The sequence below is a fragment of the Rhizobium sp. Leaf306 genome (assembly GCF_001423425.1).
Classification (GTDB): Bacteria; Pseudomonadota; Alphaproteobacteria; order Rhizobiales; family Rhizobiaceae; genus Neorhizobium; species Neorhizobium soli.
The window spans coordinates 1216224-1240493 of record NZ_LMNX01000001.1 but is presented as its reverse complement, the minus strand read 5'-3'; the positions used below and the strand labels follow the sequence as shown (position 1 = coordinate 1240493).

The window sequence follows — 24270 nt, the reverse complement described above, 5'->3', positions numbered from 1 at the left end:
AACACAAACGCCCCGGGAAATTCCGAACGGGGCAGTCGGTCATTTGCAAGAGAAAGGCATCGTTATGGCGACTGGTACTGTAAAATGGTTCAACGCAACCAAGGGCTACGGCTTCATCACCCCTGACGACGGTGGCAAGGACGTTTTCGTTCACGTCACCGCGGTCGAGCGCGCAGGCCTCGGCCAGCTGCAGGACGGTCAGAAGATCGGCTTCGAACTGACGACCGACCGCCGTTCCGGCAAGGAATCGGCTGACAGCCTCCGCGCCGTCTAAGATACCCGTTTCATTTATTTATGAAGGCCGGTCATCGACCGGCCTTTTTGCGTTCCGACGATGCCTTTCGAGCAAGGCACAGAGCGCCGTTAACCAAATATTAACCAATTAGCGAGACGATGAACATTAGAGCCAATGTCGTCGACGGCGGCTGTTTCGCATTGCATGCCCATAAGAGTGACCACGGATGTACTGGCACTTGTGATTGGGATCAGAAAGGTCGGGCTAGCCCGACCTTTTTCGTTTCGTATGAGTTGGACGTGCATCGGCAAAGGAGCTGTCTGCTGCGCCCCGCCGGTGCCCTCACTTTGCGAGGGCCGTGATGATCCGGACCCAGGACCTGATCCCCTTGTGGTAGGACTTCAGGTCATACTTCTCGTTCGGCGAGTGGATCCGGTCGTCATTGAGTCCGAAGCCGACCAGCAGACTATCCATTCCGAGCATCTTCTGGAAATCGCCGACGATCGGAATGGAGCCGCCCATGCCGATGATGACGGCTGGATTTGCCCATTCGTCCGAAAGTGCACTCTTCGCCTTGGTCAAGGCCGGTGAGTCGTATGAAAGCTGGATCGCGGGCGAGCCACCATGCGGGTGGAACTCGACGTTGCAGTCCGCCGGGATCTTGGATGTCACATAGGCGCGGAACGCGTCGCGGATCTTGTCCGGGTCCTGCGTTCCCACGAGGCGGAACGAGATCTTTGCCGAAGCCTTGGCCGCAATGACGGTCTTGAAGCCGTCGCCAGTGTAACCGCCCCAGATCCCGTTGACCTCGCAGGTCGGTCGGGCCCAGGTCATTTCCAGAACCGAACGGCCCTTTTCGCCGGCCGGCTCTGAGAGCCCGATTTCGCCGAGGAACTTTTCGGCCGAGCGACCAAGCGTTTCCCAGCTTGCCTTGATGTTTTCAGGCGTTTCCTCGACGCCGTCGTAGAAACCTTCAAGGGTGATGCGGCCCGTGTCGTCGCGAAGGCCGGCGATGATACCGGTGAGAATGTGGATCGGGTTTGCGGCAGCACCGCCGTAAAGACCGGAATGCAGGTCGCGATCGGCAGCGGTGACAGTGATCTCTTCGCCGACCAGGCCGCGAAGGGCGGCAGCGATTGCCGGTGTGTCGGTGTCCCACATGCCCGTATCGCAGACCAGGGCGAAGTCGGCCTTGAGCTCTTCGGCATTGGCTTCGAGGAAAGGCTTCAGCGACGGCGAACCGGATTCTTCCTCGCCCTCAAACAGGATGGTGATGCGGATCGGCAGCGCGCCATGCACGTCCTTGTAGGCGCGGCAGGCTTCGACGAAGGTCAGCAACTGGCCCTTGTCGTCGGATGTCCCGCGTCCGGTCATGATCTTGCGGCCACCCGGGAGCTCCTTCAGCTTCGGATCGAAGGGATCATCTTCCCAGAGCTCGATCGGATCAACCGGCTGCACGTCGTAGTGACCGTAGAACAGAACGTGCGGCGCATCCGGCGTTGCTCCCGCGTGATGACCGACCACCATCGGATGACCGGGGGTGTCGCGCAAGGATGCTTCGAAGCCCAGCGTCGTCAATTCCTGGACAAGCCACTCAGCAGCTTTGCGGCAATCGTCCTTGAAGGCCGGATCAGTCGAGATGGACTTGATGCGCACGAGATCGAACATCCGATCGATGCTGGCGCTGAGGTTCTGATCGGCACGGTCAAGAACGGGGGAAAGTTCGGTCATAACAATATCCTGTGTGTGGATGCTCGGCGCCGCTGTAGACGTGGCTTGCGACGCTCGTTCCGGAAACTAGCAAGCCTTTATGTCACCGTACAATGGAAAAGGCTGATTGGTGCAGGACAACTAGCGGGCAGTAACGTCGACTGCAACCTTGCACTGACAAGTCTCTGGCGCCCCCTAGAGCTTGCGGGCGTTCTCCAAAATCATCCGCATGTATTCGATCATCAGGTCACGCTCGAATCGCTTGAACCCGGAAAACAGGGCCGCGTCGGCTTCCGCTGCCGCCTCCACCGCACGGGCCTCCAGGCTGCGGCCAAGCGCCGTCAGGGTAATGATCTTTGCCCGCTTGTCGTCAGGATGGGGGATGCGCTCGATGAGACCGTCGCGCTGCATCCGCGCGAGCGTATTGGCGACCGTCGCCTGCTCCACCTCGAGCTTGTCCAGGAGTTGCTTCTGGGTAAGGCCATCCTGCTGCCAGAGTTCCAGGAGAACGGGAAACTGGCCCGGGGAAAAGCCGAGGCTGCTTGAGCGCTGTTGCAGGGATCGCGCAAAACCCTTCGCAAGCTGGTTGGCGAGATAGGTTGCGGAATGAGAGCGATCGAATGCCATGGCTTCGGTATCTTGCTTCCCGGTTGAAAGTCCAAACAGACCTTGCCAGGAAGGATATATCGCACGCCGTGCTTTCGCCAACCCTGCGACGCTTCGCTAGATGCTGTGAGCCGCAAACAAAAACCGCCACGACCGGGAGGGGAGCGGTCGTGGCGGCATGATAGAAGAACAAAGGCCCGGAGAGGGGGTTGAGCCTTTGTCCGGTCTGACGCGGCAGGGGGCAAGCCGGGTGCCAGACTGCGGCGTGATCAATCGCCGGTAAGCTTGAAATGTGCGGCGGAATGCGGCTTTTCAAGGGATTGGTCTATTACAAATCGGTAACGTTGCGGTGAGCGTTCGGTGGCGCTGCCGGCGAACTTTTCGTGGACGCCGAAGATGCCTCGGGGTATTCCATCCCCATGAAAAAAGGCGATCATCTCTTCCTCATCGACGGCTCCGGTTTCATCTTCCGGGCGTTTCATGCATTGCCCCCGCTCACCCGCAAATCAGACGGGCTGCCGGTGGGCGCCGTGTCGGGGTTCTGCAACATGTTGTGGAAGCTTCTGACCGATGCGCGCGATACCTCGGTCGGCGTCACGCCAACGCATTTCGCCGTCATTTTCGACTATTCCTCAAAGACCTTCCGCAAGGAGATCTACGATGCGTACAAGGCCAACCGGTCCGCGCCGCCGGAAGAGCTCGTTCCGCAGTTCGGTCTGATCCGCCAGGCGACCCGCGCCTTCAACCTGCCCTGCATCGAGACGGAGGGGTTCGAGGCGGATGACATCATTGCCACCTATGCCCGACAGGCAGAAGCGACCGGCGCCGACGTCACGATCGTGTCCTCCGACAAGGACCTAATGCAGCTGGTGACGCCGATGGTCCACATGTACGACAGCATGAAGGACAAGCAGATCAGCGTGCCCGACGTCGTCGAAAAGTGGGGCGTAGCGCCTGAAAAGATGATCGATCTCCAGGCTCTGGTCGGCGATTCGGTCGACAACGTGCCGGGTATTCCGGGCATCGGGCCGAAGACGGCAGCGCAGCTTTTGGAAGAGTTCGGCGATCTCGAAACACTTCTTTCCCGCGCCGGAGAGATCAAGCAGGTCAAGCGCCGCGAAAGCATCATCGCCTTTGCCGAGCAGGCGCGCCTGTCGAGGCGACTGGTGGAGCTACGCACCGATGTTCCCCTGGAGCTCGAACTCGATGCGCTGGTTCTCGAACCTCAGAACGGACCAAAGCTGATCGGCTTCCTCAAGGCCATGAACTTTGGAACGTTGACGCGAAGGGTTGCCACAGCCTGCGACTGCAACGCCGATGAAATCGAAGCGGCGGATGTCGAGGTCGAATGGGGCGATGCCGCCCACGGTCCAGACCTCGATGCGGGCGAGGCGGCGAAGGCCGACACGGGAGAGACCGCAGCCGCGGCGCCGGTCGAGCGAGCGGTTTCGACGGTCGCAAAGGTAACCGGCGAAGCGACGCCAGCCTCCTTTGCCGAAGCTCGTATCGCCGCATTCGGGCAGGCCAAGCTCGATATGGAAAACTACGTCACGATCCGCGATGTGGAAGTGCTTGATGACTGGATCCGCGCGGCGCGCGAGACCGGTTTCGTCGCCTTCGACACGGAGACGAACTCGCTCGACCCGATGCAGGCCGAACTGGTCGGCTTCTCGCTGGCGATCGCCGACAATACCGACAGCCCGTCCGGTCTCGAAGTCCGCGCCGCCTATGTCCCGCTCACCCACAAGACCGGTGTCGGCGATCTCCTAGGCGGCGGTCTGGCCGAAAACCAGATGGCCAGCCGCGAAGCGCTGGATCGCCTGAAGCCGCTGCTGGAAGATCCGACCGTCCTCAAGGTCGCGCAGAACCTCAAGTTCGATTACCTCGTCATGAAGCGGCACGGCATAACCGTCCAGGCCCATGACGATACGATGCTGATGTCCTACGTGCTGGAGGCCGGAAAGGCCAACCACGGCATGGACGCATTGTCCGAACGCTGGCTCAATCATAAGCCGATCGCTTTCAAGGATGTTGCCGGTTCCGGCAAGAGCGGGGTGACGTTCGATTACGTCGATATCGAGAAGGCGACTGCCTATGCGGCCGAGGACGCGGATGTCACGCTGCGTCTCTGGATGGTGCTGAAACCGCAGCTCGCGGCAGCCGGCCTGACACGCGTCTACGAACGGCTCGAGCGACCGCTGGTCTCTGTTCTCGCCGATATGGAAGAACGCGGCATCACTATCGATCGGCAGATCCTGTCGCGCCTTTCCGGCGAGCTTGCGCAGAAGGCGGCGGCCTTCGAAGACGAGATCTATGCGCTCGCCGGCGAGAAATTCACCATCGGCTCTCCCAAGCAACTCGGCGATATCCTGTTCGGCAAGATGGGCCTGCCCGGCGGTGCCAAGACCAAGACCGGCCAGTGGTCGACTTCGGCAAGCGTGCTGGAGGATCTGGCCGCGACTGGTCACGATCTGCCGCGCAAGATCGTCGACTGGCGCCAGCTGACAAAGCTGAAATCCACCTACACCGATGCGCTTCCAGGCTACGTCCATCCGGAAACCAAGCGCGTCCACACGTCCTATTCGCTGGCGTCGACCACAACCGGGCGTCTTTCCTCGTCGGAACCCAATCTCCAGAACATCCCGGTCCGCAATGCCGAAGGCCGCAAGATCCGCACCGCATTCATCGCGACCCCCGGCCACAAGCTTCTCTCCGCGGATTACAGCCAGATCGAGCTGCGCGTCCTCGCCCACGTCGCCGACATTCCGCAGCTGCGTCAGGCCTTCGCGGATGGCATCGATATTCACGCGATGACCGCATCGGAAATGTTCGGCGTGCCGGTCGAGGGCATGTCGAGTGAGGTCCGTCGCCGCGCAAAGGCGATCAACTTCGGCATCATCTACGGAATTTCCGCTTTTGGTCTTGCCAACCAGCTGTCTATCGATCGCTCGGAAGCAGGCGATTACATCAAGCGGTATTTCGAGCGCTTTCCCGGTATCAAGGACTACATGGAGCAGACGAAGGCCTTTGCCCGTGAGCATGGCTATGTGGAAACGATCTTCGGCCGTCGCTCCCATTATCCCGATATCAAGTCGTCCAACCCATCGATGCGCGCCTTCAATGAACGCGCTGCCATCAACGCCCCGATCCAGGGGTCGGCCGCTGATGTCATCCGCCGTGCGATGATCGGGATGGAGCCTGCCCTGAAGAAGGCCGGTCTCGACGAAAAGGTCCGCATGCTGCTGCAAGTGCATGACGAACTGATCTTCGAAGTCGAAGATGCGGCGATCGAAGAAGCGATCCCTCTGATCGTATCGACCATGGAAGAGGCGACAATGCCGGCTGTCTCGATGCGGGTGCCGCTGAAGGTGGACGCGCGCGCCGCCGCGAACTGGGACGAGGCGCACTGATCTGGCTTGATCAGCCGTTGGGGTAAAGGGACAGAAGAGCTGTCGATAGCAGCTCGTCGGCGTATCGGTGCGCCGACTGGCTGCCTTCATCCGTCATGCCCAGTTCACGACAGCGGTGGTGGACGGTGTCGAGGATCAGGCTGGCAATGCCCTTGGCATGATCAACATTCGCGTTTTCGGAGGTATCCAGCGCCATGGCGAGCGAGGTGATGGACACGATCTCGAGCACGGTCATCCGGGCTTCCAAATTGAGCCTTGCCGTTCCCGCAGCATCCACGTCGTTTAAGTCATCAAGCCTTCGCGTTTGGTCCATGCTGCGCCCCTTATGTTAGAAAGTCCACATAGAGGCAAAATCGGGACTGTAAAGTGCCCGTCGTGAAGATAGTCGCAAAATCACACGCGCCGGAAAAGACGTCGTTCCAGCGTGTCGATCAGTGTCTGGGCGGCTTCGCTCAGGGACCCGCTGTTGTCGATCGTTACGACCGAATAGTCGCCATCGACAGTGAGGGAGCCGCGCTCGAGACGCCGCAGGATGTCCTCGCGGCATTCCCGTCCCCGCGCTTCGAGCCGCGCGGCGAGCACGTCGCGCGAGGCAATGACGTTGATGACCAGCATGGCCGGATACGCTGAGTGGAAGTGTGCAAGCGCCGAACGGGAGCCATTGGCGATGACCAGACTGCCACCTTCGACGGCATCGAGCGTATCCTTAGGAATGCCATAGGATAGCCCATGCGCATTCCAGGACACGGCAAAGCGTCCGGCTTTTTCCAACGCAGCGAACTCGTCCTCCGAGACACCGTCGTGGTCCTCGCCGCCGGACGCCGGGTCCCGGGTGATTGTGCGGCGGGCAAACACCACGTCGTCACGATCCGCAAAATGCCGCGCAGCCTCCGCCATCAGCGTGTCCTTGCCCGCACCGCTCGGGCCGACCACGACGACGATCACGCCGCTTTTGCCACTGTCGCTATTCGCCGGGCGGCCGTCCATCAGGCGACCCGCCGACCTTCGCGCCACACGGCACGCGCCACCGGCACGCCCTCCGGACGATGAACCCGGACCAGATCGGCGCGCAGGCCGGTGGCGATCCGGCCGCGATCGTCGAGGCCGACGGTGCGGGCAGGCGTCGCACTCACCATGGCTATCGCCTTCGGCAGCGAGATGCTGTCGACCTCGTCTGCCAGGATGAACGGCGCGTAGAGCAGGCTGAGTGGCACGTAGTCGGACGAAAGCACGTCGAGCACGTCTTTCTCAGCCAGATCGCGGGCGGCAATATTGCCGGAATGCGACTTGCCCCGCACGATATTGGGCGCGCCCATCAGCACGCTCATGCCGGCCTGGTGCGAGGCCTTGGCGGCATCGAGACTGGTCGGGAATTCGGCGAGCTTCACACCGTTGCCGATCGCCTCGTCCACATGCGCAAGCGTCGCATCGTCATGGCTGGCCACCGTAATGCCGTTATCGGCGCAGACCTTCGCGATGGCGATGCGGTGCGGCGTCGAATTGCGCTCGGACTCCTCGACGCGCTTTTCGATGAAGATCTTGAAGGCCTCGTCGGAAAGCCCGCGCTTCTTCTGGTAGTAGAAAATGTACTGGTCCATCGTCTGGAACTGGCGCTGGCCAGGAGCGTGATCCATCAGCGAAACGAGCCGGACATAAGGATCATTGGCAAAATCGGCGAAGTGATCGAGCACATTGTCTGCCGAAACTTCGCAGCGAAGGTGGATCAGGTGTTCGGACCGCAGGCGGCCCTGGCGTTCGGCGGCCTGGATGGCGTCGGCCATCGCCCGCATCTCGCCCTGCTCGAAGCCGCCATCCTCGTCCGATCCCATACGGAGGCAATCGAACACGGTGGTGATGCCGGAAGAGGCGATCTGCGCGTCATGCGCCTGGATCGCCGCCGTCGCATTCCACCGCACGCCCGGACGCGGCGAATAGTGCTGTTCCAGATGGTCGGTATGCAGCTCGACAAGCCCGGGGATCAGATAATCGCCCTCGAAGTCCTCGCCGACCTGTGCGGACCCCTCGGAAATGTCTGCAATCTTGCCGTCCCGGATCTGGATGGAGCCGGTCACGATGCTGTCCTCCAGCACGATGCGGGCATTTGTGAATACGGTCTCGACGGTCATGGGGTCGTCTTTCTGATATCGGAGGCCGGCGCCAAAGGCAGCCAGCGGTGAACTGTAAAATCTGCGCCACGCTCGCGCTCAGTGAAGAGCGCAATTCCGTTGATGGAGAGCGGTGCGTTGGTAAAATCTGCAAATCTGGTTTCAAGCGCCGTTCGCATCGAAGGCGCCTGTTCGAGCGGAACCTGTCCGGTCAGCGTCATGTGAAAGCGGAACTCGTCCATCACGTAGGGGTAGCCCCAGGTCATCAGGTTGTCGCGGTGTTCGGGTGAAAGGTTCTCCGGTTTGCGCCGGGCAATATCGGCATCCGAAAGCGGCGCGCGGAACGGCTCGAAATCTTGGACCACGCTTGCGGCAAAGGCCTGTAGTTCGGGATAGACCCGGTCCGGCACCAGAGCGAAGAAGCGCCCGAGCTGGCCGATGATGGCATTCGGAATGTCGAATGCAGGTGTTTCCGCTGCAAACGCCTCGAAAGCGTCGATCAGTTCAGCCTCGCTGCGTCCCTCGGCAAGCTCGAACGGCGCCTTCAGCGTCGCATGAAAGGCGTAGCGGCGTGGGTCGGCCGTCAGCGCGTGCACATCCTCTTCGGGAATGCCATCCACGACCGCTGTCTCGAAGCGCTCCCCGCTGAAGGCATCGCGGCCAAGCCAACGGGAGGCGGTCTTCGTCAGCGGGTGATCCGCTGCGGGCGAAAAGTAGAGAGCATATCGCAAGGCATGGTTCCGGAATCAGAAAGGAAGCGACGTCCCGAGACTAACCATCTGTGGCGCCTCGAGACAGCCTTCGGCTAAAAGATTTCCATGACAGAATGATGATGCGGCAACCTTTTAATGTGTCGGGCCACCGATCAGACGCGAGCGGATCGCGTTGGACACATTGTCGAACAGGAAGACCACTATCAGGATCAGTAGAACCATGTAGGCAACCTTGTCCCAGTCGGCGTTGGTACCCATCGCTTCGAGCAGTTTGAGGCCGATGCCGCCGGCACCAACGGCGCCGATGACGGTTGCCGAACGGGTGTTGGATTCCCAGAAATACAGCGACTGGGAGATGAAAACAGGCAACACCTGCGGCACGACGCCGAAGCGGTTGACGATGACGGAGGGCGCGCCGACCGATTTGACACCCTCACGCTGCTTGTCGTCGACATTCTCGACCGCTTCCGAATAGACCTTGCCGAGCGCGCCGGCATCCGTGAAGAAGATCGCCGCGATGCCGGGGATCGGTCCGGGGCCGAAGGAGCGGGTGAAGAACAGCGCCCAGATCAGCATGTCGACCGAGCGCAGGAAGTCGAACAACCGCTTCATGCCCCAGTTGGCGGCCCGGTTGCGGGTAATGTTGCGCGCCGCGATGAAGGCGAGCGGGAATGCAAACAGCGTCCCGAGCAGCGTGCCGACAAAGGCCATGACCAGCGTCTGCAGCAGTTTCGACAGAATGTCCGCATGCTGCCAGACATTGTTGCCGAGGAAGTCGTCGCGCATGTGGCCGATGTTCGACCGTGCCGGATCCAGCCGCTCGCCGATCGTTGCAAGATGTGCAAGCTCGCCCCAGCTCTTGCCCCAGAATGCCGACTTGGTGTCGAACAGGAAGTTTGCCCAACCAAGGAAGCGCCGCTGCACATAGACCTGCGCCGGGCGGATTTCCGCCTGGCCCTCGAAGCCGTAATCGACCAGAACCTTGGCTCCATCCTGGCGGAGTGCCGAAGGCGCGTCGGCCGGTGCCGTCGCTGCATTGCTGTCGATCGTGACCGGATAGACCGTGCCGTTCAGATAGACATCGACTCGGCCCGGCGTCACATCAAGACGATCAGCCTCACTGCCATAGGTCACGCGGTACCCGCCGCCTTCGGTCGGCTTCAGCCAGGAAATGTCGGAACCTTCGGCATACTGTCCACGGCTCGACCACTGCGGCTTGACGGTGCCGTCGTCTTGGAAACGCAGGCGCGGCTGGGCGCGCCAGGAATACCAGTCCTGGAGATATAGCGAGGCTCGGTCCCACTGGCCGTTCCTGAAGGCGGGACCGACATTGAAGGCGAAAAAGCAGGCAACCAGATAGGCGAGGATCAGTCCGGAGCCGATCAGCAGTCCGTAGCGCTGCAGGAAGGACCGGTGAAACACCTGCGGATAGGTTTCGCGCAGGCGCTCTCTGTCGGATGCATTGATGGCAGGTACCGATGGCATCAGGCTGCTCCCCTGCCAAGTTCGAAGGACTGCTGGCCGATCAGCCGGCGGCGAAGCCATGACGAGAACTGGTCGATGGCAATGACGCTGACGAGCAGCAGGATGATGATCGCATAGGTCTTGGCCGCATGATCGCGACCGATCGCCAGCCGGAACACCTCGCCGATACCGCCGCCACCGACCGCACCGATAATGGTCGAGGCGCGCACGTTTACCTCGGCGCGCAGCAGCGTGTATGAGACGAAATTCGGAAGCACCTGAGGAACGATCGCGAAACGCACGCGCTCGACCCAGGATGCACCGGCGGCGCGAAGACCCTCATCCGGCTTCATGTCGGAATTCTCGACCACCTCGAAGAACAGCTTTCCGAGCGCGCCGATCGTGTGGACGGTAATCGCGATGATCGCCGCAATCGGCCCGATCGAGAGGATCGCCGTCAGAAGTCCGGCAATGACGATCTCCGGAAAGGCACGCAGGATTTCCATGATGCGGCGAACGACGAAACGCACAGGCCCGGCGCCGACAAGATTGGTGGAGGCGAAGAAGCAGAGCACAAAGGCGATGGCGGAACCGATGATCGTCGAAACCAGCGCGATATTGATGGTGATGATCAGCTGGTAGAAGAAATTCGGGATGTAGAACGTTTCGGTAATATAGTGGCGATCGGCCGTGTAGTCGTATTTCAGCGAGCCGTCGGCGTAAGGGGAGGGAAGGTCGAACATCGCCCGGATGATTTCCATCGGGCTGTCAGGCACGAAGCTGCGAATGAAATCGAACATATAGGGCAGGCGTTCGAAGAACTTGCCCGCATTGGCGTCATTGGCGAATTTCAGCGAGGCGAACAGCACGACCAAAAACACGCCAATCGTAATAGCGGTATAGACGCGGCGGGTTCGCAGCTGCTGCCGGTAATGCTGCATCATCAGGGATGCCGCTGGTCCCAGTCGGCTGCCGGGGGCGCCGTCGAGATTGCCGCCGAGATGTCCGGTCGTCTGTTTGCTGATCGTCGCCATGCCCGTGTCTCTCGTTGCAGAACGGCGGCACCTTCTGCAGATGCCGCCGCCAGGTCTTTTGAAGGATGATCAGCCGCCGATAACGGACTTACGGGCGTCGACGATCGTCTGGTAGAAGGCCGGATTGACTTCGATGTAGTCCTTGTTCTTGCCCTGGGTGAAGGACTGGAAGCAGGCGAGGTTCTTCTTCGGCAGTTCCATGAAGAAGGCCTTGACCTTGGCCTTCATGTCGGCCGGAACCTTGTTGGAGACCATCAGCGGACCGTTCGGGATCAGTGGCGACTTCCAGACCTGGACGATATCGTCCATGTCGAGGTTACCCTTGGCGACCATCTGGTGCAGGTTGCCGCCGCTATAACCTTCTTCCCACTTGCCAACGCCCGAACCGAACGTCGTGCCGGCATCGAACTTCTTGTCGAGGACGGCGAGAACCAGGTTCTCATGGCCGCCGCCGAAGCCGGTTTCGGAGAAATACTGCTTGACCGGCATGCCGATTTCCTTCGGCAGCGCGACATTCGGGACGAGATAGCCCGAGGTCGAATCCGGGTCGGCGAAGCCGATCTTCTTACCCTTCAGGTCAGCCAGCGTCTTGATGCCGCTGTCCTTGCGGGCAACCATGATCGAGTAGTAACCGCTCGAGCCGTCCGAACCCGTGTAGGTCAGGATCGGGTCGACAGCCTTGTCGTCCTTGAGCGCGATGGCTGCATAGGAAGCTGCACCCATCGAAGCAATGTCGATCGTGCCGCCGAGCAGGCCCTGGATAACGCCGTTATAGTTCGGCGACGGGAACAGCTTCACTTCGGATACGCCGGTCGCAGCCTTCAGGCCATCGGCAACGCACTGGGTGTTGCGGATCTGGTCGGCTTCGTTTTCCGAGCCGTCGAGACCGATGCGCAGAACCTTGACGTCCTGGGCAAGGGCGGAACCGGCGAGCAGGCTGAGCGTCGCGGCAGCAAGCATAGTTTTTCTGAACATGGTGATCTCCTGTTTCCGGATCATCCGGAGTTGGGTCGTGAAGCAACGCGCCCTTTACGTGGGCAGACGATCTGGATGCGGCTCAGGCCCTGGCGCTTGCCAGGCTGCCTATTCCGGCCGATTGCTTGCCCGCAGCCGTAGGGGCCACGGGATTGTTGATGCTGGTCGAGGTCATCGTCTCGTCGATGCCGGCACCGTCGCGGTCCGATCCGTAGATCTCGCTGACGGCTTGCGCGTTCAGCTGCGACGGCGTGCCGTCGAAGACGACGCGGCCGCCGGCCATGCCGATGATCCGCTCGCAATAGGCGCGGGCCGTATCGAGCGTGTGCAGGTTGGTGATGACGGTAATGCCCTCGCGCTCGTTGATGTCGCGCAGCGCGTCCATCACGATCTTGGCGTTGAGCGGGTCGAGAGAGGCGATCGGCTCATCGGCCAGAAGCATTTTTGGGGCCTGCATCAGGGCGCGGGCGATGGCGACGCGCTGCTGCTGTCCGCCCGAAAGCGTGCCGGCGCGCTGCATGGCCGTCTGCTCGATACCGAGACGCTCAAGAGCGGCGATCGCAGCCATCCGCTCGTCGTCGGAGAAGATGTTGAGAAGGCTCATGATCGTGGATCGGTGGTTCAACCGGCCGAGCATCACATTGGTCATCACGTCGAGGCGCGGCACCAGATTGAACTGCTGGAAGATCATCGCGCAGTCGCGCTGCCAGTTGCGCAAGCCGGCGCCCTTGAGAGCGGAAACCTCGAGATCGCCAAACCGGATGGAACCGGAGCTCGGCTCCTGCAGGCGGTTGATCATGCGCAGAAGCGTCGATTTGCCGGCGCCGGAGCGACCGATGACGCCGACCATCTGACCTTGAGGTATCTCCACGCTGACGGCGTTGACTGCGATATGATCGCCGAAACGTCGGGTGACATTCCTCAATTCAAACTTCATGTTTTTCAATCCGTCCCATTGCCTGGTGAGGATCGGATTAGACCTGGTTGATGAACCCTGAATGTCGGTTTTATGTAGGTTTTGTTACATGTTTACCCGGCTTGAACGCCCTGCTACGCCGCATATTTCGCGAGGAAGGCTTCGGCAGATAGCGCCCGGAAATCGTCGAGTGCCGTGCGCAGCGTCTGGTGATCCCAGTCCCACCACGCGAGGCGATCCATGCCGTCGCCGACCTCCCTCGTGAAACGCTCCCGGATCAGCTTGGCCGGCACGCCGCCGACGATCGTATAGGGGGCAACGTCCTTCGACACCACGGCTCCGGCGCCGATCACCGCGCCGTTGCCGACCGTCACGCCCGGCAGCACGGTGGCACCATGGCCGATCCAGACGTCGTGGCCGATCGTCACCCGGTTGTCGCGCCGCCACTCGAAGAAGTCGGTCTCATCTTCAGCATCGTCCCAGTAGTTGGAGGCACGATAGGTGAAGTGATGCAGCGTGGCCCGCCATGTCGGGTGGTTCGTTGCGTTGATGCGCACAGAAGCGGCGATGTTGACGAATTTGCCGATCGTCGCGCACCAGATGGAGCCGTCCTGCATGATGTACGAGTAGTCGCCGATCTCGGCTTCGTCGATGCGGCAGCGCTCGGAAATTTCCGTATAGCGACCGATCGTCGAACTGCTGACGCTCGCCGTCGCGTGGATGACGGGGTTGATACCGACCTTGGCACTCATGCGGCAACTGCCTTTCGTGGTGAAAACGCGCTGACATCGAGAATACGGTCCGCAACGGCCTCGCGCACTTCCTCGTCATGGAAGATGCCGAGCATGGCAACGCCTTCGGCCTTCTTGGCAGCGATCATCTCGATCACCACACGCCGGTTGGTCGCGTCGAGCGATGCGGTCGGCTCGTCGAGAAGCAGAATGCGGTGGCTGGTGATGAAGCCGCGGGCAATGTTGACGCGCTGCTGCTCGCCGCCGGAAAAGGTGGCGGGCGGAAGCGACCAGAGTTCGCGCGGCAGGTTGAGCCTGGCTAGCAGTTCGACCGCCTTGTCCTTAGCTTCCGCCGCGTCGATACCGCGGGCAACGAGCGGCTCTGCCACCACGTCGACTGCTGCGACGCGCGGCACGGTGCGCAGGAACTGGCTGACATAACCCATCGTATGCCGGCGCACCTCGATGATCGTGCGCGGATCGGCTGCCGCGATATCGACGATCTTCTCGCGGTGGTTCACCAGGATCTGGCCGGCATCGACGGCATAGTTGCCGTAGAGCATTTTCAGGATGGAGCTCTTTCCGATCCCCGAGGGACCGCCGAGCACGACGCATTCGCCGCCGGCGACGGAAGAGCTGACGTCGTTGACGACCGGCAGCTTGATGCCGTCGCGCAGGTGCATGATGAAGCTTTTGGAGACTTCCGAGACGACGAGTGGAGTGGCCATCGGTCTGTCCTATACCTGGAGAATCGAGGAGACGAGCAACTGCGTGTAGGGCTCGCGGGGGTCGTCGAGAACACGGTCGGTAAGACCCTGTTCGATCACGTGACCGTCCTTCATCACCATCATCCGGTGCGAGAGAAGCCGGGCGACCGCGAGATCATGGGTGACGACAATGGCCGAGAGACCGAGATCGTTGACGAGCCCGCGCACAAGGTCGAGCAACCGGGCCTGCACCGAGACGTCGAGACCGCCGGTCGGTTCGTCCATGAACACGAGGCGTGGGCCAGTCACGAGATTGCGGGCGATCTGCAGACGCTGGCGCATGCCGCCGGAAAAGGCGCGCGGCTGGTCGTCGATGCGGTCGGCGGAAATCTCCACACGTCCCAGCCAGTCGGTCGCCGTTTCGCGGATCTTGCCGTAATGCCGGTCACCGACCGCCATCAGCCGTTCGCCGACATTGGCGCCCGCCGATACCGTCATACGCAAACCATCGGCCGGGTTCTGGTGCACAAACCCCCAGTCGGTGCGCATCAGGAACCGCCGTTCGGCCTCGCTCATGTGATAGAGATCGCGGAAGTTGCCGTCGCGCATCCGGTATTCGACACTGCCGGCGCTCGGCATCAGCCGGGTCGACAGGCAATTGAGCAGCGTCGTCTTACCGGAGCCGGATTCGCCGACGATGGCCAGCACTTCGCCCGGCCAGAGATCGAAACTGACATCCTGGCAACCGATCCGGCTGCCATAGAATTTCGAAACGCCGCTGACTTTGAGAAGGGGAGTCTCGCTCATTCCGCAGCCTCCTTGTTGGGGGCGAGCATCTCGCCGACATGGCCATGGTCCCGTCGGTCTTCGCAATGGTCGGTATCGGAGCAGACGAACATCCGCCCGCCCTGGTCGTCGAGCACCACTTCGTCGAGATAGACGCCGTGCGCGCCGCAGAGTGCGCAATCCTGCTCGAATGTCTGGATCTCGAACGGATGGTCCTCGAAATCCAGGCTGACCACTTCGGTATGGGGCGGAACCGCGTAGATCCGCTTTTCACGTCCCGCGCCGAACAGCTGCAGCGCATCGGACATGTGCATTTTCGGATTGTCGAATTTCGGGGTCGGCGAGGGGTCCATCACATACCGACCGTCGACCTTGACCGGATAGGCATAGGTCTTGGAGATGCGGCCGTTATGGGCAATGTCCTCGTAAAGCTTCACATGCATCAGCCCGTATTCTTCAAGCGCATGCATTTTCCGGGTCTCGGTCTCGCGCGGCTCGAGGAAACGCAGCGGTTCCGGGATCGGCACCTGATAGACCAGCACCTGCCCCTCGGTCAGCTTCTGTTCGGGAATGCGATGGCGCGTCTGGATGATAGTCGCATCCTTCGTATGGGTGGTCACCGCGACACTGGCGACCTTCTGGAAGAAAGCGCGGATGGAGACCGCATTGGTCGTGTCGTCCGCGCCCTGGTCGATGACCTTCAGCACATCGTCCGGACCGATGATCGCGGCCGTCACCTGCACGCCGCCGGTACCCCAGCCATAGGGCATCGGCATTTCGCGCGACGCGAACGGCACCTGGTAGCCGGGAATGGCGATCGCTTTCAGGATCGCACGGCGGATCATCCGTTTCGTCTGTTCGTCCAGATAGGCGAAATTGTAGGTGGCGAGATCGGCACTCATTCGGCAGCATCCTTCATCTCGGTATCGGCATGGCGAGTGGCCTCTATGTCGGCCCGCATCTTGCGCACCATGGCAAGCTCCGCCTGGAAGTCGACGTAATGGGGCAGTTTCAGGTGTTCGACGAAGCCGGTCGCCTGCACGTTGTCGGAATGCGAAATGACGAATTCCTCGTCCTGCGCCGGCGCGGTAATGTCCTCGCCAAGCTCTTCCGCACGAAGCGCGCGATCCACCAGCGACATCGACATCGCCTTGCGTTCGCTCTGCCCGAACACGAGCCCGTAGCCACGGGTGAACTGCGGCGGTGCTATGGAGGAGCCCTTGAACTGGTTGATCATCTGGCACTCGGTCAGTTGGATGCGACCGAGGGAGACCGGGAAGCCGAGTTCCGGCATGTCCATTTCCACCTCCACCTCGCCGATCCGGATCTCGCCGACGAATGGGTGGTTGCGGCCATAGCCGCGCTGGGTCGAGTAGCCGAGCGCCAGCAGAAAGCCCTCGTCGCCGCGGGCCAAGGCCTGAAGCCTGAGGTCACGACCCATCGGAAATTCCAGCGGCTCGCGGGTCAGGTCTCCTGCCGCATGGTCGTCAGGCAGGTCGCCGTCCGGCTCGATCAGCCCCTCGTGCGCCAGAATGTCGGAAACGCGCATGATCTCATCCCCGGACGCCTCTTTGCGTGCAGGATCAGCGATCGCCTCATCCGTCAGCAGCGACGGATCGAGAAGCCGATGGGTGTAATCGAAGGTGGGGCCAAGCAGCTGGCCGCCCGGCAGATCCTTGTAGGTTGCCGAGACGCGCCGCTCGACCTTCATGGCTGCGGTATCGACCGGAACGGAAGAACCGAAGCGGGGCAGCGTGGTGCGGTAGGCCCGAAGCAAAAAGATCGCCTCGATCAGGTCGCCACGCGACTGGCGCACCGCAAGTGCGGCCAGCGACCGATCATAGAGCGAGGCTTCCGCCATCACCCGATCGACGGCAAGACCAAGCTGTTCGGCGATCTGCTCGATCGTGAGTGCGGGAAGCGACCGGTCGCCGCGACGTCGGTCGGCAAGCAATGCGTGAGCGTTGGTAATGGCGGCCTCGCCACCCTTGACTGCAACATACATGGGTTCTGATCTCCTTCGGCTCAGCCGGCAATCCGGGTGGTGCGCGGCAGGCACAGGAACTGCGCTCCGGCGGTAAGGATGACGTCGACTCCGCGGGGAAAGAGCGCCCTGTTGTCGTCCCAGAGCCTCCCGAACATATCCGGCAGTCCCGCGACTGCGACCGTTTTGGTGGCGAGGATCCCCGGTCCGGTCAGGCTCAGTTGTTCACCGTCGCCAAGAGCTGCAACTTCGAGGATGAGCGTCGTGGATCGGTCAGGGTATTCCTGGGTACCGGCGGCAAACAGGCCGAAGGAAGAGGGCGCTGTACCGGCTTCGATGAAGGCGAAGCTGCTCTGCGCCTTTTCACGGGTGATCGGTGCACCCGTATGGAAGCCGATCCATTCCGGCATCGCAGACTTTGCAAGACCGTTGCTCAGCCAGACCGGGGTATCGTGATCGCAGAGCGTGAGCGCAATCGCGCCGGCAGCATTGCCGAGCGGTTCCGGCTGCCCGGCCTGAAGTTCGGTGCTGCTGATCGTTCCGGGCCGCGCCATTCCGTCCATCAGCGTTTTGAAAATGGTCTGGGACTGGAAGACCGGATCGGTGAACCCACCGGCGAGTGCTTGTGCATGAACGGCCATCAATCGTCTCCCCGTACCATTGTGAAGAAGTCGACGCGGGTTGCCGCGGTCTCTTCGGCGTTCTGTCTGTCCTCAGCGGCGATGCGGCTTTCCGTGGGTGAAAGAAGCGCCGTTTCGACGAAATTGCGCGTCTCTGCTTCCTGCCACAGGGCATCGAATATCGCAGACAGCCACGCCTTTTCCTTGTCGGTGCCGAGCGCCTGGGCATGGCCGGCCGTGCCGGAGGCAAGAAGGATCGTTGCGCGGGTGACTGTTGCTTCACCCAGATTGAAGGGCGAACCGCCGCCACCGATCCGGCCGCGAACCATCACCAGACCGGTTTCCGGTCCACGCACCGGCTTGACGGTTGGCTTTTCGGATAGCCCGTTCCACGCGGCCTTCAGTTCGTCGCACGAAGTCTGCGCCAGAAGTTCGATGCAGCGGCGCCGCTGTTCCGGTTCCGCCAGCGCCTTGTGATTTCCCGCAAGATCCATCGGTCATCTCCTAAATGTCTATTTATATAGACAACCATACAAATTACATGTACCAATAAAGGTGGCGTATAACAAGCGTGTGACAGGGGTACCGACTGGTGATTGTTCAGAGGCAGAGCGGCGTCGCGTTGTGGCGGCAGATAGCCGACCGTATCCGCACGGCGATCGCAAACGGCGATTACGACGCGACCGGCAAGGTGCCGCCGGAGATTTCGCTGGCGGCGGAATTCGGCGTGAACCGGCATACGGTGAGAAGCGCGCTGGCAGCGCTGGCGCAGGAGGGCATCGTGCGGGCCGTTCAGGGGCGGGGAACGCTGATCGAGCGCAAGGAGCGGCTCAATTTCCCGATTTCCAGGCGAACCCGGTTCAGCGAGGGCATCGGCGATCAGGCCAAAGAAAAAGAAGGTCTGCTGCTGGCGGCATCGGAGGAACCGGCGACACCGGATCTGGCGTCGCGACTGCAGCTTGCTGTCGGTGCTGCCGTGATCCGGCTTGAAACCCTGCGCAAAGCGGATCGCCGTCCGGTATCACGGGCAACCGCCTGGTTCCCGGCCGATCGCTTTTCAGGGATCGCAGAGGCCTATCGCGAGAGCGGCTCCATAACCGCAGCCTTCGCGGCAATCGGCCTGACCGACTATCTCCGCGTCTCGACGGAAGTCACGGCGGTCCACGCAGACAGCGGCGACCTTGCGGATCTGGAATTGTCGCCGGGTGCGATCATGCTGGTAACGCGTGCGTTGAACGCAGATCCGGATGGCGTGCCCGTGCAATATGCAATCAGCCGCTTCCCGGCCGACATGGTGCAGTTCACGATCGAGAACTGACAATTGAAAACGCCGGCCCGCATTGTCCATGCGAGCCGGCGCGATCTTGAAGACTTGGCGCGTGTTAATGCGCGGCGGACATGTCGCCCAGAACCTTCTTCGACGCGACGGTGGAATCCGCGTTCAGCACGTAGACCATCGGCACGCCGGTCGCGAGGTTGAGCTTGAGGATCTCTTCCTTGCTGAGACGGTCGAGAACCATCACCAGCGAGCGCAGCGAATTGCCATGGGCGGCGACAAGCACCTTTTCGCCGCGCAGCACGCGCGGCAGGATCTCGGTCATGTAATAGGGCCACACCCGGGCACCGGTGTCGCGCAGGCTCTCGCCGCCCGGTGGCGGGATGTCGTAGGAACGGCGCCAGATATGCACCTGCTCTTCGCCCCACTTCGCCCGCGCATCGTCCTTGTTGAGGCCGGAGAGATCGCCGTAGTCGCGCTCGTTCAGGGCCTGGTCGCGGATGGTTTCAAGGTCGGTCTGGCCGAGCTTGTCGAGCACGATCTTCAGCGTATCCTGGGCTCGCTTGAGGTCGGAGGTGAAGGCGATATCGAACTTGATGCCGGTATCGGCAAGCGCCTGGCCGCCGGTCTCGGCTTCCTGAATGCCGAGCGGAGTAAGCTCGGGATCCTTCCAGCCGGTGAAAAGGTTCTTCAGGTTCCAGTCGCTCTGGCCGTGGCGAACGAGGACGAGTGTACCGCTCATGAATTGAATTCCTCCGATAGTGTCAAGAAAGCCCGAGAACGTCGAGCATGGAATAGAAACCCGGCTTTTCGTCGCGCGCCCAGACGGCAGCAGTTACCGCGCCGCGCGCGAAGATCGAGCGGTCGCGGGCACTGTGCGACAGCGTCACCAGCTCACCTTCGCCGGCAAGGATGACCGAATGATCGCCGACAACGGAGCCGCCGCGAAGCGTCGCAAAGCCGATCGTGCCGGCAGGGCGGGGGCCGGTATGGCCATCGCGCACCCGCACCGACTGCGTGGCAAGATCGATGCCACGCCCGGCAGCCGCTGCCTCGCCAAGCAGCAGCGCGGTGCCGGATGGCGCATCCACCTTGTGCTTGTGGTGCATCTCGACGATTTCGATATCCCAGCCAATAGCAGGAAGCGCTTTCGCCGCATCGCGCGTCAGCACGCCGAGCAGATTGACGCCAAGGCTCATGTTGCCGGACTTCACGATCCGTGCATGCCGGGCGGCAGCCTCGATTTTTTCCTCGTGCTCCGGTCCGCAGCCGGTCGTGCCGATCACATGCACGATGCGCGCCTGTGCGGCGAGCCCGGCAAACGTCACGCTTGCGTCAGGTGCCGTGAAATCCAGAACGCCATCGGCGTCGAGAAACGCCTTCAGGGGATCGGTGGTAACGGTAACGCCAAGCGGCCCGGTTCCGGCAAGATCACCGGCATCCTTTCCGACGAAGGCTGAGCCTTCCCGTTCGATCGCGGCATGCAGCGTGACGCCGTCAGTCTCGTGGATGATCCGGATCAGGGCCTGGCCCATACGGCCTGCCGCGCCAACCACTACAAGCTTCATGTCGTTTGCGGCCATGGGCGACGGGTTTCCTAGAGAGTTTACGAAAAATCTTTGACGGGCAGTTGCAGGTTGTTCAGGCGAGCGTAGAGCCCGTCCTTGCGCTGCGCAAGAACCTCATGCGTGCCTTCTTCCATCACCCGGCCTTCGTGCATCACGATGATCTTGTCAGCCTTGACGACGGTGGAAAGACGATGCGCGATGACGATGACGGTGCGTCCGCGCATGGCGGTATCAAGCGCCTTCTGAACGGCGGCCTCGGACTCGTTGTCGAGCGCAGACGTCGCTTCGTCGAGCAGCAGGATCGGCGCATTCCGCACCAGTGCGCGGGCAATCGAAAGCCGCTGCCGCTGGCCGCCGGAGAGGCTCATGCCGTTTTCGCCGACAGGCGTTTCATACCCGAGCGGCTGCGCCAGGATGAACTCGTGGGCATAGGCAAGTCTTGCCGCCTCTTCCACTTCGGCATCCGTCGCTTCCGGCCGGCCGTAGCGGATGTTGTCGCGGATGGTGCCTTCAAACAGGTAGGGCTGCTGCGAGACATAGGCGAGCTGATGGCGCAGCGACGACTTGGTGACCTCGGCAATGTTTTGCCCGTCGATCAGGATTGCGCCTTCCGCCGGGTCGTAGAAACGGGGAATGAGGCTAATGATCGTCGATTTTCCGGCGCCGGATGGACCGACAAGCGCCGTCGTCTGGCCACCTTCGGCCACAAGATCGACACCGCGCAGGATCGGGCTGCCACTGCCGTAGGAGAACACGACGTTCTTCAGTTCGACGCGCGCCTTGTCGACGACGAGGTCCTTGGCACCGGCCATTTCCCGCTGTGCCGGCTGCATATCGAGAAGGGCATAAATCATCTGCGCGTTGACGACGGCACGGTCGAGCTGCACCTGCAGCTTGGCCAGCCGTCGTGCCGGGTCATAGGCCATCAGCAGCGCGGTGACGAAGGCAAAGAAAGCGCCTGGAGGTACGTTGTCATAGATCGAGCGGAACGCCGCATAGGCCAGCACGCTGGAGATCGCAAAGCCGGCAAAGGTTTCCGTCAGCGGCGACGTGCGCTCCGACAGACGGGCGATACGGTTGGCGCGGCCTTCTGCCGCTTTGATGATGCGGTTCACCTTGCTGTCGAGTTCGCCTTCCATCGTGAAAGCTTTGACCACGGCGATGCCCTGGATGGTTTCCTGCATGGCGCCAAGCACGCGGCTGTTCTGTTCAACAGCCTCTCTTGTGGCGGCGCGAAGGCGTTTGGAAACGTAGCGTAGCGCATAGAGAAGCGGCGGTGCGACGGCAAAGACGATGAGCGACAGGACCCAGTCCTTCGTCACCATCACCCCAATCAGCGCGACCAGCGTCAGGAGATCGCGCGCCGTGGAGGTGACCGTCAGGTTGAGGACGTCACGAACGCCGTTGATGTTCTGGCTGATCTGGGCTGCAAGATGGGCGGATCGGGCTTCGGCAAAGAAGCCGACCGACAGCGACATCAGGTGCGAGTAGATCCGGCGCTGATAGCGGGCGACGATATTGTTGCCGATCTTCGACAGCGTCACGGCCTGGCCGTAGGTGGCAAAGCCGCGCAGCACGAAGGCGGCGAGGATCGATCCGCAGATCAGCCAGACGATATCCGCCCGCTTGTTGGCGAACGCCTCGTTGACGACCTTTTCCATGATCCACGCCGTGAAGGCTGTCGAAAGGGCGACCATCACCAGGCAGGATATTGCAAACGCGTAGGATCGCACGTGATCCCGGCCATTCTCGGCGATCACCCGCTTGAGCACGCTCACGATGGTGACGGAATCCACGTGGCGCTTCTTGTCTTTTGCGGCGTTCAATAGGGCGTTCCCGTTTCGGCGTCATGCCGGAGTATATTTCCGAAGGCGCTATTAAACGCTTGGGCAGGCTTTTGCCAGCCAATCGCGGGTGATTCCATCGCGCTGTTGCATTCGGGCACGTCGGCCCGGCGCAACTACCGCTGCCAGCAACGGCCTTCCAGCGCAATTCCGTAGGTCGCAGGCGAGCGCGCAAAGCTGGCGAGACCGGCAAGGGCCGCCTGCGGATGCGTGACGACAAAGGTCGGAATGGTCTTCATCAGCTCGTTGTGCGGCGCCTTGTCTTCGAACTCTTCACGAAACGCGGGCTTCGTCAATGCATCAAGGATCCGCGGCGAGATGCCGCCACCGAGGAAGACGCCGCCGCGTGCCATGAAGATGAGCGCGAGGTCACCGGCAAGGCGACCAAGATAGCGGACGAAAAGCTCGATCGTTTCGGCAGCCTGCGGGTTTTCGCCGGAAAGTCCCTGTTCGGTTACTTCGGGCGGAGCGTCCAGGCTCGGGGCGATGCCATCGGCAGCGCAGACGGCGTTGTAGATGTTGAGAAGACCGCGTCCGGAAATGATTTCCTCAGCGGACACCCGGCCGTCGATGCGACGCAGGTGCGGGAAGATCTCGAAATCCCGCTTCGAACGCGGACCGATATCCACATGCCCACCTTCGCCGGGAACCGGGAACCAGGTGTTACGGGCATGGACAAGCCCTGCAACGCCAAGACCTGTCCCGGGACCCAGGACAACGCGTGATGCCTCGGTCGCTTCGGCGATCGGACCAATCGGCTGGCGATCAGCCGCAGTAAGCGAAGCGACGGCCAGTGCCTGTGCCTCGAAATCGTTGAGCACCAGAACCGTATCGAAGCCGAGTTCCCCGATCATCTTCTTCGGACGCACGACCCATTCGCAATTGGTGAGGTCGATCTCGTCACCATCGATCGGGCCGGCGACCGCAAGGATCGCGCTGCGTGGCTTGTGCACGGAGTTCTTCAAGACGACATCGGCGATCGCATCGTCGATCGTCTCGTAGTCGGCCGTCTGCACATGCGGGAACTGATCCGGCGCACTCGTTGCATCGACGAGGATGGAGAAGCGGGCATTGGTGCCGCCGATATCGCCGATCAGGATCGGGAAGGCGAATGTGTGCGGTTGCACTTCAGCCATGGCGAATTCTCTCCTCCTACTGGAAATCAACAAGCTTTTCGGCCGTGGCGCGGTTGAGCGCCATCGGGATATCGTAGACGGTCGCAAGCCGCGTCAGCGCCTTGACGTCGACGTCATGGGGAAGCGCGCTCAAAGGATCGATAAAGAAGATCAGCATGCCCACCTCGCCGGTTGCGATCATCGCGCCGATCTGTTGGTCCCCGCCAAGCGGACCGCTTTTCAGGCGTGTGACATCGAGATTGGGAGCGGCTTCAAGCACGCGGCCGCCGGTCGTACCGGTCGCGACGATGCGAAACTTGGATAGTGCCGCCTGATGCCGGCGCGCAAATTCCGCCATCTCGTCCTTCTTCAGGTCGTGGGCAATAAGCGCGATGCAGGGAAGCGTCGACATGGAATTCCTCTGCAAAGCCGTCGATCGGATTGCTGGCGATTGATGCTGGCCTTCTAGCC

The 24270-nt window shown here is 61.5% G+C and carries 26 protein-coding genes; 3 read left to right on the top strand and 23 right to left on the bottom strand.

The window, feature by feature from the left end; genetic code table 11:
* Window positions 1-64 precede the first annotated feature (64 nt).
* Window positions 65-274 (top strand): cold-shock protein, encoded by a 210-nt coding sequence (locus ASG19_RS05850; protein WP_062454173.1) that lies wholly within the window; start codon window positions 65-67, stop codon window positions 272-274.
* A gap of 303 nt (window positions 275-577) precedes the next feature.
* Here ASG19_RS05850 and ASG19_RS05845 read toward each other — a convergent pair whose 3' ends face one another.
* The 3 genes from ASG19_RS05845 to ASG19_RS24065 form a co-directional block, all read right to left on the bottom strand.
* A complete protein-coding gene (locus tag ASG19_RS05845; RefSeq protein ID WP_062454172.1) occupies window positions 578-1966 on the bottom strand; it encodes a dipeptidase in 1389 nt (462 codons plus the stop codon).
* 174 nt (window positions 1967-2140) lie between these two features.
* Window positions 2141-2572 carry a MarR family transcriptional regulator gene (locus tag ASG19_RS05840; protein WP_062454171.1) on the bottom strand — a complete coding sequence of 144 codons (432 nt, stop codon included), beginning with the start codon at window positions 2570-2572 and terminating at the stop codon, window positions 2141-2143.
* A gap of 248 nt (window positions 2573-2820) precedes the next feature.
* Entirely contained in the window at window positions 2821-3033 is a 213-nt protein-coding gene (locus tag ASG19_RS24065; protein ID WP_162238110.1) for a hypothetical protein, read from the bottom strand.
* Between ASG19_RS24065 and polA the strand changes: the two genes are divergently transcribed.
* Window positions 2971-5961 carry a DNA polymerase I gene (polA, locus tag ASG19_RS05835; RefSeq protein ID WP_062454170.1) on the top strand — a complete coding sequence of 997 codons (2991 nt, stop codon included), beginning with the start codon at window positions 2971-2973 and terminating at the stop codon, window positions 5959-5961. The genes ASG19_RS24065 and polA overlap by 63 nt on opposite strands.
* Window positions 5962-5971: 10 nt before the next feature.
* Here the strand turns inward: polA and ASG19_RS05830 are convergent, their stop codons facing one another.
* The 15 genes from ASG19_RS05830 to phnG all read right to left on the bottom strand — a co-directional run bounded on the left by ASG19_RS05830 (window position 5972) and on the right by phnG (window position 18490).
* Window positions 5972-6274, bottom strand: a complete 303-nt coding sequence (locus ASG19_RS05830; protein WP_156466409.1) for a hypothetical protein — start codon at window positions 6272-6274, stop codon at window positions 5972-5974.
* An 80-nt stretch (window positions 6275-6354) separates the two neighbouring features.
* On the bottom strand, window positions 6355-6948 hold the full coding sequence (gene phnN, locus ASG19_RS05825) for a phosphonate metabolism protein/1,5-bisphosphokinase (PRPP-forming) PhnN (RefSeq protein WP_062454168.1): 594 nt from the start codon (window positions 6946-6948) through the stop codon (window positions 6355-6357).
* On the bottom strand, window positions 6948-8087 hold the full coding sequence (locus ASG19_RS05820; protein WP_062454167.1) for an alpha-D-ribose 1-methylphosphonate 5-triphosphate diphosphatase: 1140 nt from the start codon (window positions 8085-8087) through the stop codon (window positions 6948-6950). Before ASG19_RS05820 ends, phnN begins: the two co-directional genes overlap by 1 nt.
* Window positions 8084-8797: a DUF1045 domain-containing protein gene (locus tag ASG19_RS05815; RefSeq protein ID WP_062454166.1), complete on the bottom strand. Its 714-nt coding sequence runs from the start codon at window positions 8795-8797 to the stop codon at window positions 8084-8086. The genes ASG19_RS05820 and ASG19_RS05815 overlap by 4 nt, the downstream gene beginning before the upstream one ends.
* Window positions 8798-8911: 114 nt before the next feature.
* Window positions 8912-10264: a phosphonate ABC transporter, permease protein PhnE gene (gene phnE / locus ASG19_RS05810; RefSeq protein ID WP_062454165.1), complete on the bottom strand. Its 1353-nt coding sequence runs from the start codon at window positions 10262-10264 to the stop codon at window positions 8912-8914.
* A complete protein-coding gene (phnE, locus tag ASG19_RS05805) occupies window positions 10264-11184 on the bottom strand; it encodes a phosphonate ABC transporter, permease protein PhnE (protein WP_062454951.1) in 921 nt (306 codons plus the stop codon). Before phnE (ASG19_RS05805) ends, phnE (ASG19_RS05810) begins: the two co-directional genes overlap by 1 nt.
* Window positions 11185-11346: 162 nt before the next feature.
* Window positions 11347-12252, bottom strand: coding sequence for a phosphonate ABC transporter substrate-binding protein (phnD, locus tag ASG19_RS05800; protein ID WP_062454164.1), 906 nt, complete (start codon window positions 12250-12252; stop codon window positions 11347-11349).
* An 82-nt stretch (window positions 12253-12334) separates the two neighbouring features.
* On the bottom strand, window positions 12335-13189 hold the full coding sequence (gene phnC, locus ASG19_RS05795; protein ID WP_062454163.1) for a phosphonate ABC transporter ATP-binding protein: 855 nt from the start codon (window positions 13187-13189) through the stop codon (window positions 12335-12337).
* A 113-nt stretch (window positions 13190-13302) separates the two neighbouring features.
* Window positions 13303-13920: a DapH/DapD/GlmU-related protein gene (locus ASG19_RS05790; RefSeq protein WP_062454162.1), complete on the bottom strand. Its 618-nt coding sequence runs from the start codon at window positions 13918-13920 to the stop codon at window positions 13303-13305.
* Window positions 13917-14627: a phosphonate C-P lyase system protein PhnL gene (gene phnL / locus ASG19_RS05785; protein WP_062454161.1), complete on the bottom strand. Its 711-nt coding sequence runs from the start codon at window positions 14625-14627 to the stop codon at window positions 13917-13919. The genes ASG19_RS05790 and phnL overlap by 4 nt, the downstream gene beginning before the upstream one ends.
* A 9-nt stretch (window positions 14628-14636) precedes the next feature.
* On the bottom strand, window positions 14637-15413 hold the full coding sequence (gene phnK / locus ASG19_RS05780) for a phosphonate C-P lyase system protein PhnK (protein WP_062454160.1): 777 nt from the start codon (window positions 15411-15413) through the stop codon (window positions 14637-14639).
* Window positions 15410-16294 carry an alpha-D-ribose 1-methylphosphonate 5-phosphate C-P-lyase PhnJ gene (locus tag ASG19_RS05775; RefSeq protein ID WP_062454159.1) on the bottom strand — a complete coding sequence of 295 codons (885 nt, stop codon included), beginning with the start codon at window positions 16292-16294 and terminating at the stop codon, window positions 15410-15412. The genes phnK and ASG19_RS05775 overlap by 4 nt, the downstream gene beginning before the upstream one ends.
* Window positions 16291-17397, bottom strand: a complete 1107-nt coding sequence (locus ASG19_RS05770; protein WP_062454158.1) for a carbon-phosphorus lyase complex subunit PhnI — start codon at window positions 17395-17397, stop codon at window positions 16291-16293. The genes ASG19_RS05775 and ASG19_RS05770 overlap by 4 nt, the downstream gene beginning before the upstream one ends.
* A gap of 20 nt (window positions 17398-17417) precedes the next feature.
* Window positions 17418-18017, bottom strand: a complete 600-nt coding sequence (phnH, locus tag ASG19_RS05765; protein ID WP_062454157.1) for a phosphonate C-P lyase system protein PhnH — start codon at window positions 18015-18017, stop codon at window positions 17418-17420.
* Complete coding sequence (gene phnG / locus ASG19_RS05760; protein WP_062454156.1) at window positions 18017-18490, bottom strand: phosphonate C-P lyase system protein PhnG; 474 nt, start codon at window positions 18488-18490, stop codon at window positions 18017-18019. The genes phnH and phnG overlap by 1 nt, the downstream gene beginning before the upstream one ends.
* 95 nt (window positions 18491-18585) lie before the next feature.
* Here phnG and phnF point away from each other — a divergent pair, with 95 nt between their 5' ends.
* A complete protein-coding gene (gene phnF / locus ASG19_RS05755) occupies window positions 18586-19314 on the top strand; it encodes a phosphonate metabolism transcriptional regulator PhnF (protein WP_062454155.1) in 729 nt (242 codons plus the stop codon).
* Between the two features lie 64 nt (window positions 19315-19378).
* On the opposite strand, the gene ASG19_RS05750 is transcribed toward phnF, so the two are convergent.
* The 5 genes from ASG19_RS05750 to ASG19_RS05730 all read right to left on the bottom strand — a co-directional run bounded on the left by ASG19_RS05750 (window position 19379) and on the right by ASG19_RS05730 (window position 24211).
* Window positions 19379-20014, bottom strand: coding sequence for a 2,3-bisphosphoglycerate-dependent phosphoglycerate mutase (locus ASG19_RS05750; protein ID WP_062454154.1), 636 nt, complete (start codon window positions 20012-20014; stop codon window positions 19379-19381).
* 22 nt (window positions 20015-20036) lie between these two features.
* A complete protein-coding gene (dapB, locus tag ASG19_RS05745) occupies window positions 20037-20855 on the bottom strand; it encodes a 4-hydroxy-tetrahydrodipicolinate reductase (protein ID WP_062454153.1) in 819 nt (272 codons plus the stop codon).
* Between the two features lie 23 nt (window positions 20856-20878).
* Window positions 20879-22666: an ABC transporter ATP-binding protein gene (locus ASG19_RS05740; RefSeq protein ID WP_062454152.1), complete on the bottom strand. Its 1788-nt coding sequence runs from the start codon at window positions 22664-22666 to the stop codon at window positions 20879-20881.
* A gap of 134 nt (window positions 22667-22800) precedes the next feature.
* The gene (locus ASG19_RS05735; protein WP_062454151.1) at window positions 22801-23820 is read right to left on the bottom strand and encodes a glucokinase; all 1020 of its coding nucleotides are present in this window, start codon (window positions 23818-23820) and stop codon (window positions 22801-22803) included.
* Window positions 23821-23836: 16 nt separating this feature from the next.
* On the bottom strand, window positions 23837-24211 hold the full coding sequence (locus ASG19_RS05730) for a methylglyoxal synthase (protein WP_062454150.1): 375 nt from the start codon (window positions 24209-24211) through the stop codon (window positions 23837-23839).
* Window positions 24212-24270 lie beyond the last annotated feature (59 nt).

Excerpts from the sequence above, each read along its gene's own strand:
- ASG19_RS05850 (WP_062454173.1), top strand. The coding sequence starts at position 65 with ATGGCGACTGGTACTGTAAAATGGTTCAACGCAACCAAGGGCTACGGC.
- ASG19_RS05845 (WP_062454172.1), bottom strand. The coding sequence starts at position 1,966 with ATGACCGAACTTTCCCCCGTTCTTGACCGTGCCGATCAGAACCTCAGC.
- ASG19_RS05840 (WP_062454171.1), bottom strand. The coding sequence starts at position 2,572 with ATGGCATTCGATCGCTCTCATTCCGCAACCTATCTCGCCAACCAGCTT.
- polA (WP_062454170.1), top strand. The coding sequence starts at position 2,971 with ATGAAAAAAGGCGATCATCTCTTCCTCATCGACGGCTCCGGTTTCATC.
- ASG19_RS24065 (WP_162238110.1), bottom strand. The coding sequence starts at position 3,033 with ATGAAACGCCCGGAAGATGAAACCGGAGCCGTCGATGAGGAAGAGATG.
- ASG19_RS05830 (WP_156466409.1), bottom strand. The coding sequence starts at position 6,274 with ATGGACCAAACGCGAAGGCTTGATGACTTAAACGACGTGGATGCTGCG.
- phnN (WP_062454168.1), bottom strand. The coding sequence starts at position 6,948 with ATGGACGGCCGCCCGGCGAATAGCGACAGTGGCAAAAGCGGCGTGATC.
- ASG19_RS05820 (WP_062454167.1), bottom strand. The coding sequence starts at position 8,087 with ATGACCGTCGAGACCGTATTCACAAATGCCCGCATCGTGCTGGAGGAC.
- phnE (WP_062454165.1), bottom strand. The coding sequence starts at position 10,264 with ATGCCATCGGTACCTGCCATCAATGCATCCGACAGAGAGCGCCTGCGC.
- phnE (WP_062454951.1), bottom strand. The coding sequence starts at position 11,184 with ATGCAGCATTACCGGCAGCAGCTGCGAACCCGCCGCGTCTATACCGCT.
- phnD (WP_062454164.1), bottom strand. The coding sequence starts at position 12,252 with ATGTTCAGAAAAACTATGCTTGCTGCCGCGACGCTCAGCCTGCTCGCC.
- phnC (WP_062454163.1), bottom strand. The coding sequence starts at position 13,189 with ATGAAGTTTGAATTGAGGAATGTCACCCGACGTTTCGGCGATCATATC.
- ASG19_RS05790 (WP_062454162.1), bottom strand. The coding sequence starts at position 13,920 with ATGAGTGCCAAGGTCGGTATCAACCCCGTCATCCACGCGACGGCGAGC.
- phnL (WP_062454161.1), bottom strand. The coding sequence starts at position 14,627 with ATGGCCACTCCACTCGTCGTCTCGGAAGTCTCCAAAAGCTTCATCATG.
- phnK (WP_062454160.1), bottom strand. The coding sequence starts at position 15,413 with ATGAGCGAGACTCCCCTTCTCAAAGTCAGCGGCGTTTCGAAATTCTAT.
- ASG19_RS05775 (WP_062454159.1), bottom strand. The coding sequence starts at position 16,294 with ATGAGTGCCGATCTCGCCACCTACAATTTCGCCTATCTGGACGAACAG.
- ASG19_RS05770 (WP_062454158.1), bottom strand. The coding sequence starts at position 17,397 with ATGTATGTTGCAGTCAAGGGTGGCGAGGCCGCCATTACCAACGCTCAC.
- phnH (WP_062454157.1), bottom strand. The coding sequence starts at position 18,017 with ATGGCCGTTCATGCACAAGCACTCGCCGGTGGGTTCACCGATCCGGTC.
- phnG (WP_062454156.1), bottom strand. The coding sequence starts at position 18,490 with ATGGATCTTGCGGGAAATCACAAGGCGCTGGCGGAACCGGAACAGCGG.
- ASG19_RS05750 (WP_062454154.1), bottom strand. The coding sequence starts at position 20,014 with ATGAGCGGTACACTCGTCCTCGTTCGCCACGGCCAGAGCGACTGGAAC.
- dapB (WP_062454153.1), bottom strand. The coding sequence starts at position 20,855 with ATGGCCGCAAACGACATGAAGCTTGTAGTGGTTGGCGCGGCAGGCCGT.
- ASG19_RS05735 (WP_062454151.1), bottom strand. The coding sequence starts at position 23,820 with ATGGCTGAAGTGCAACCGCACACATTCGCCTTCCCGATCCTGATCGGC.
- ASG19_RS05730 (WP_062454150.1), bottom strand. The coding sequence starts at position 24,211 with ATGTCGACGCTTCCCTGCATCGCGCTTATTGCCCACGACCTGAAGAAG.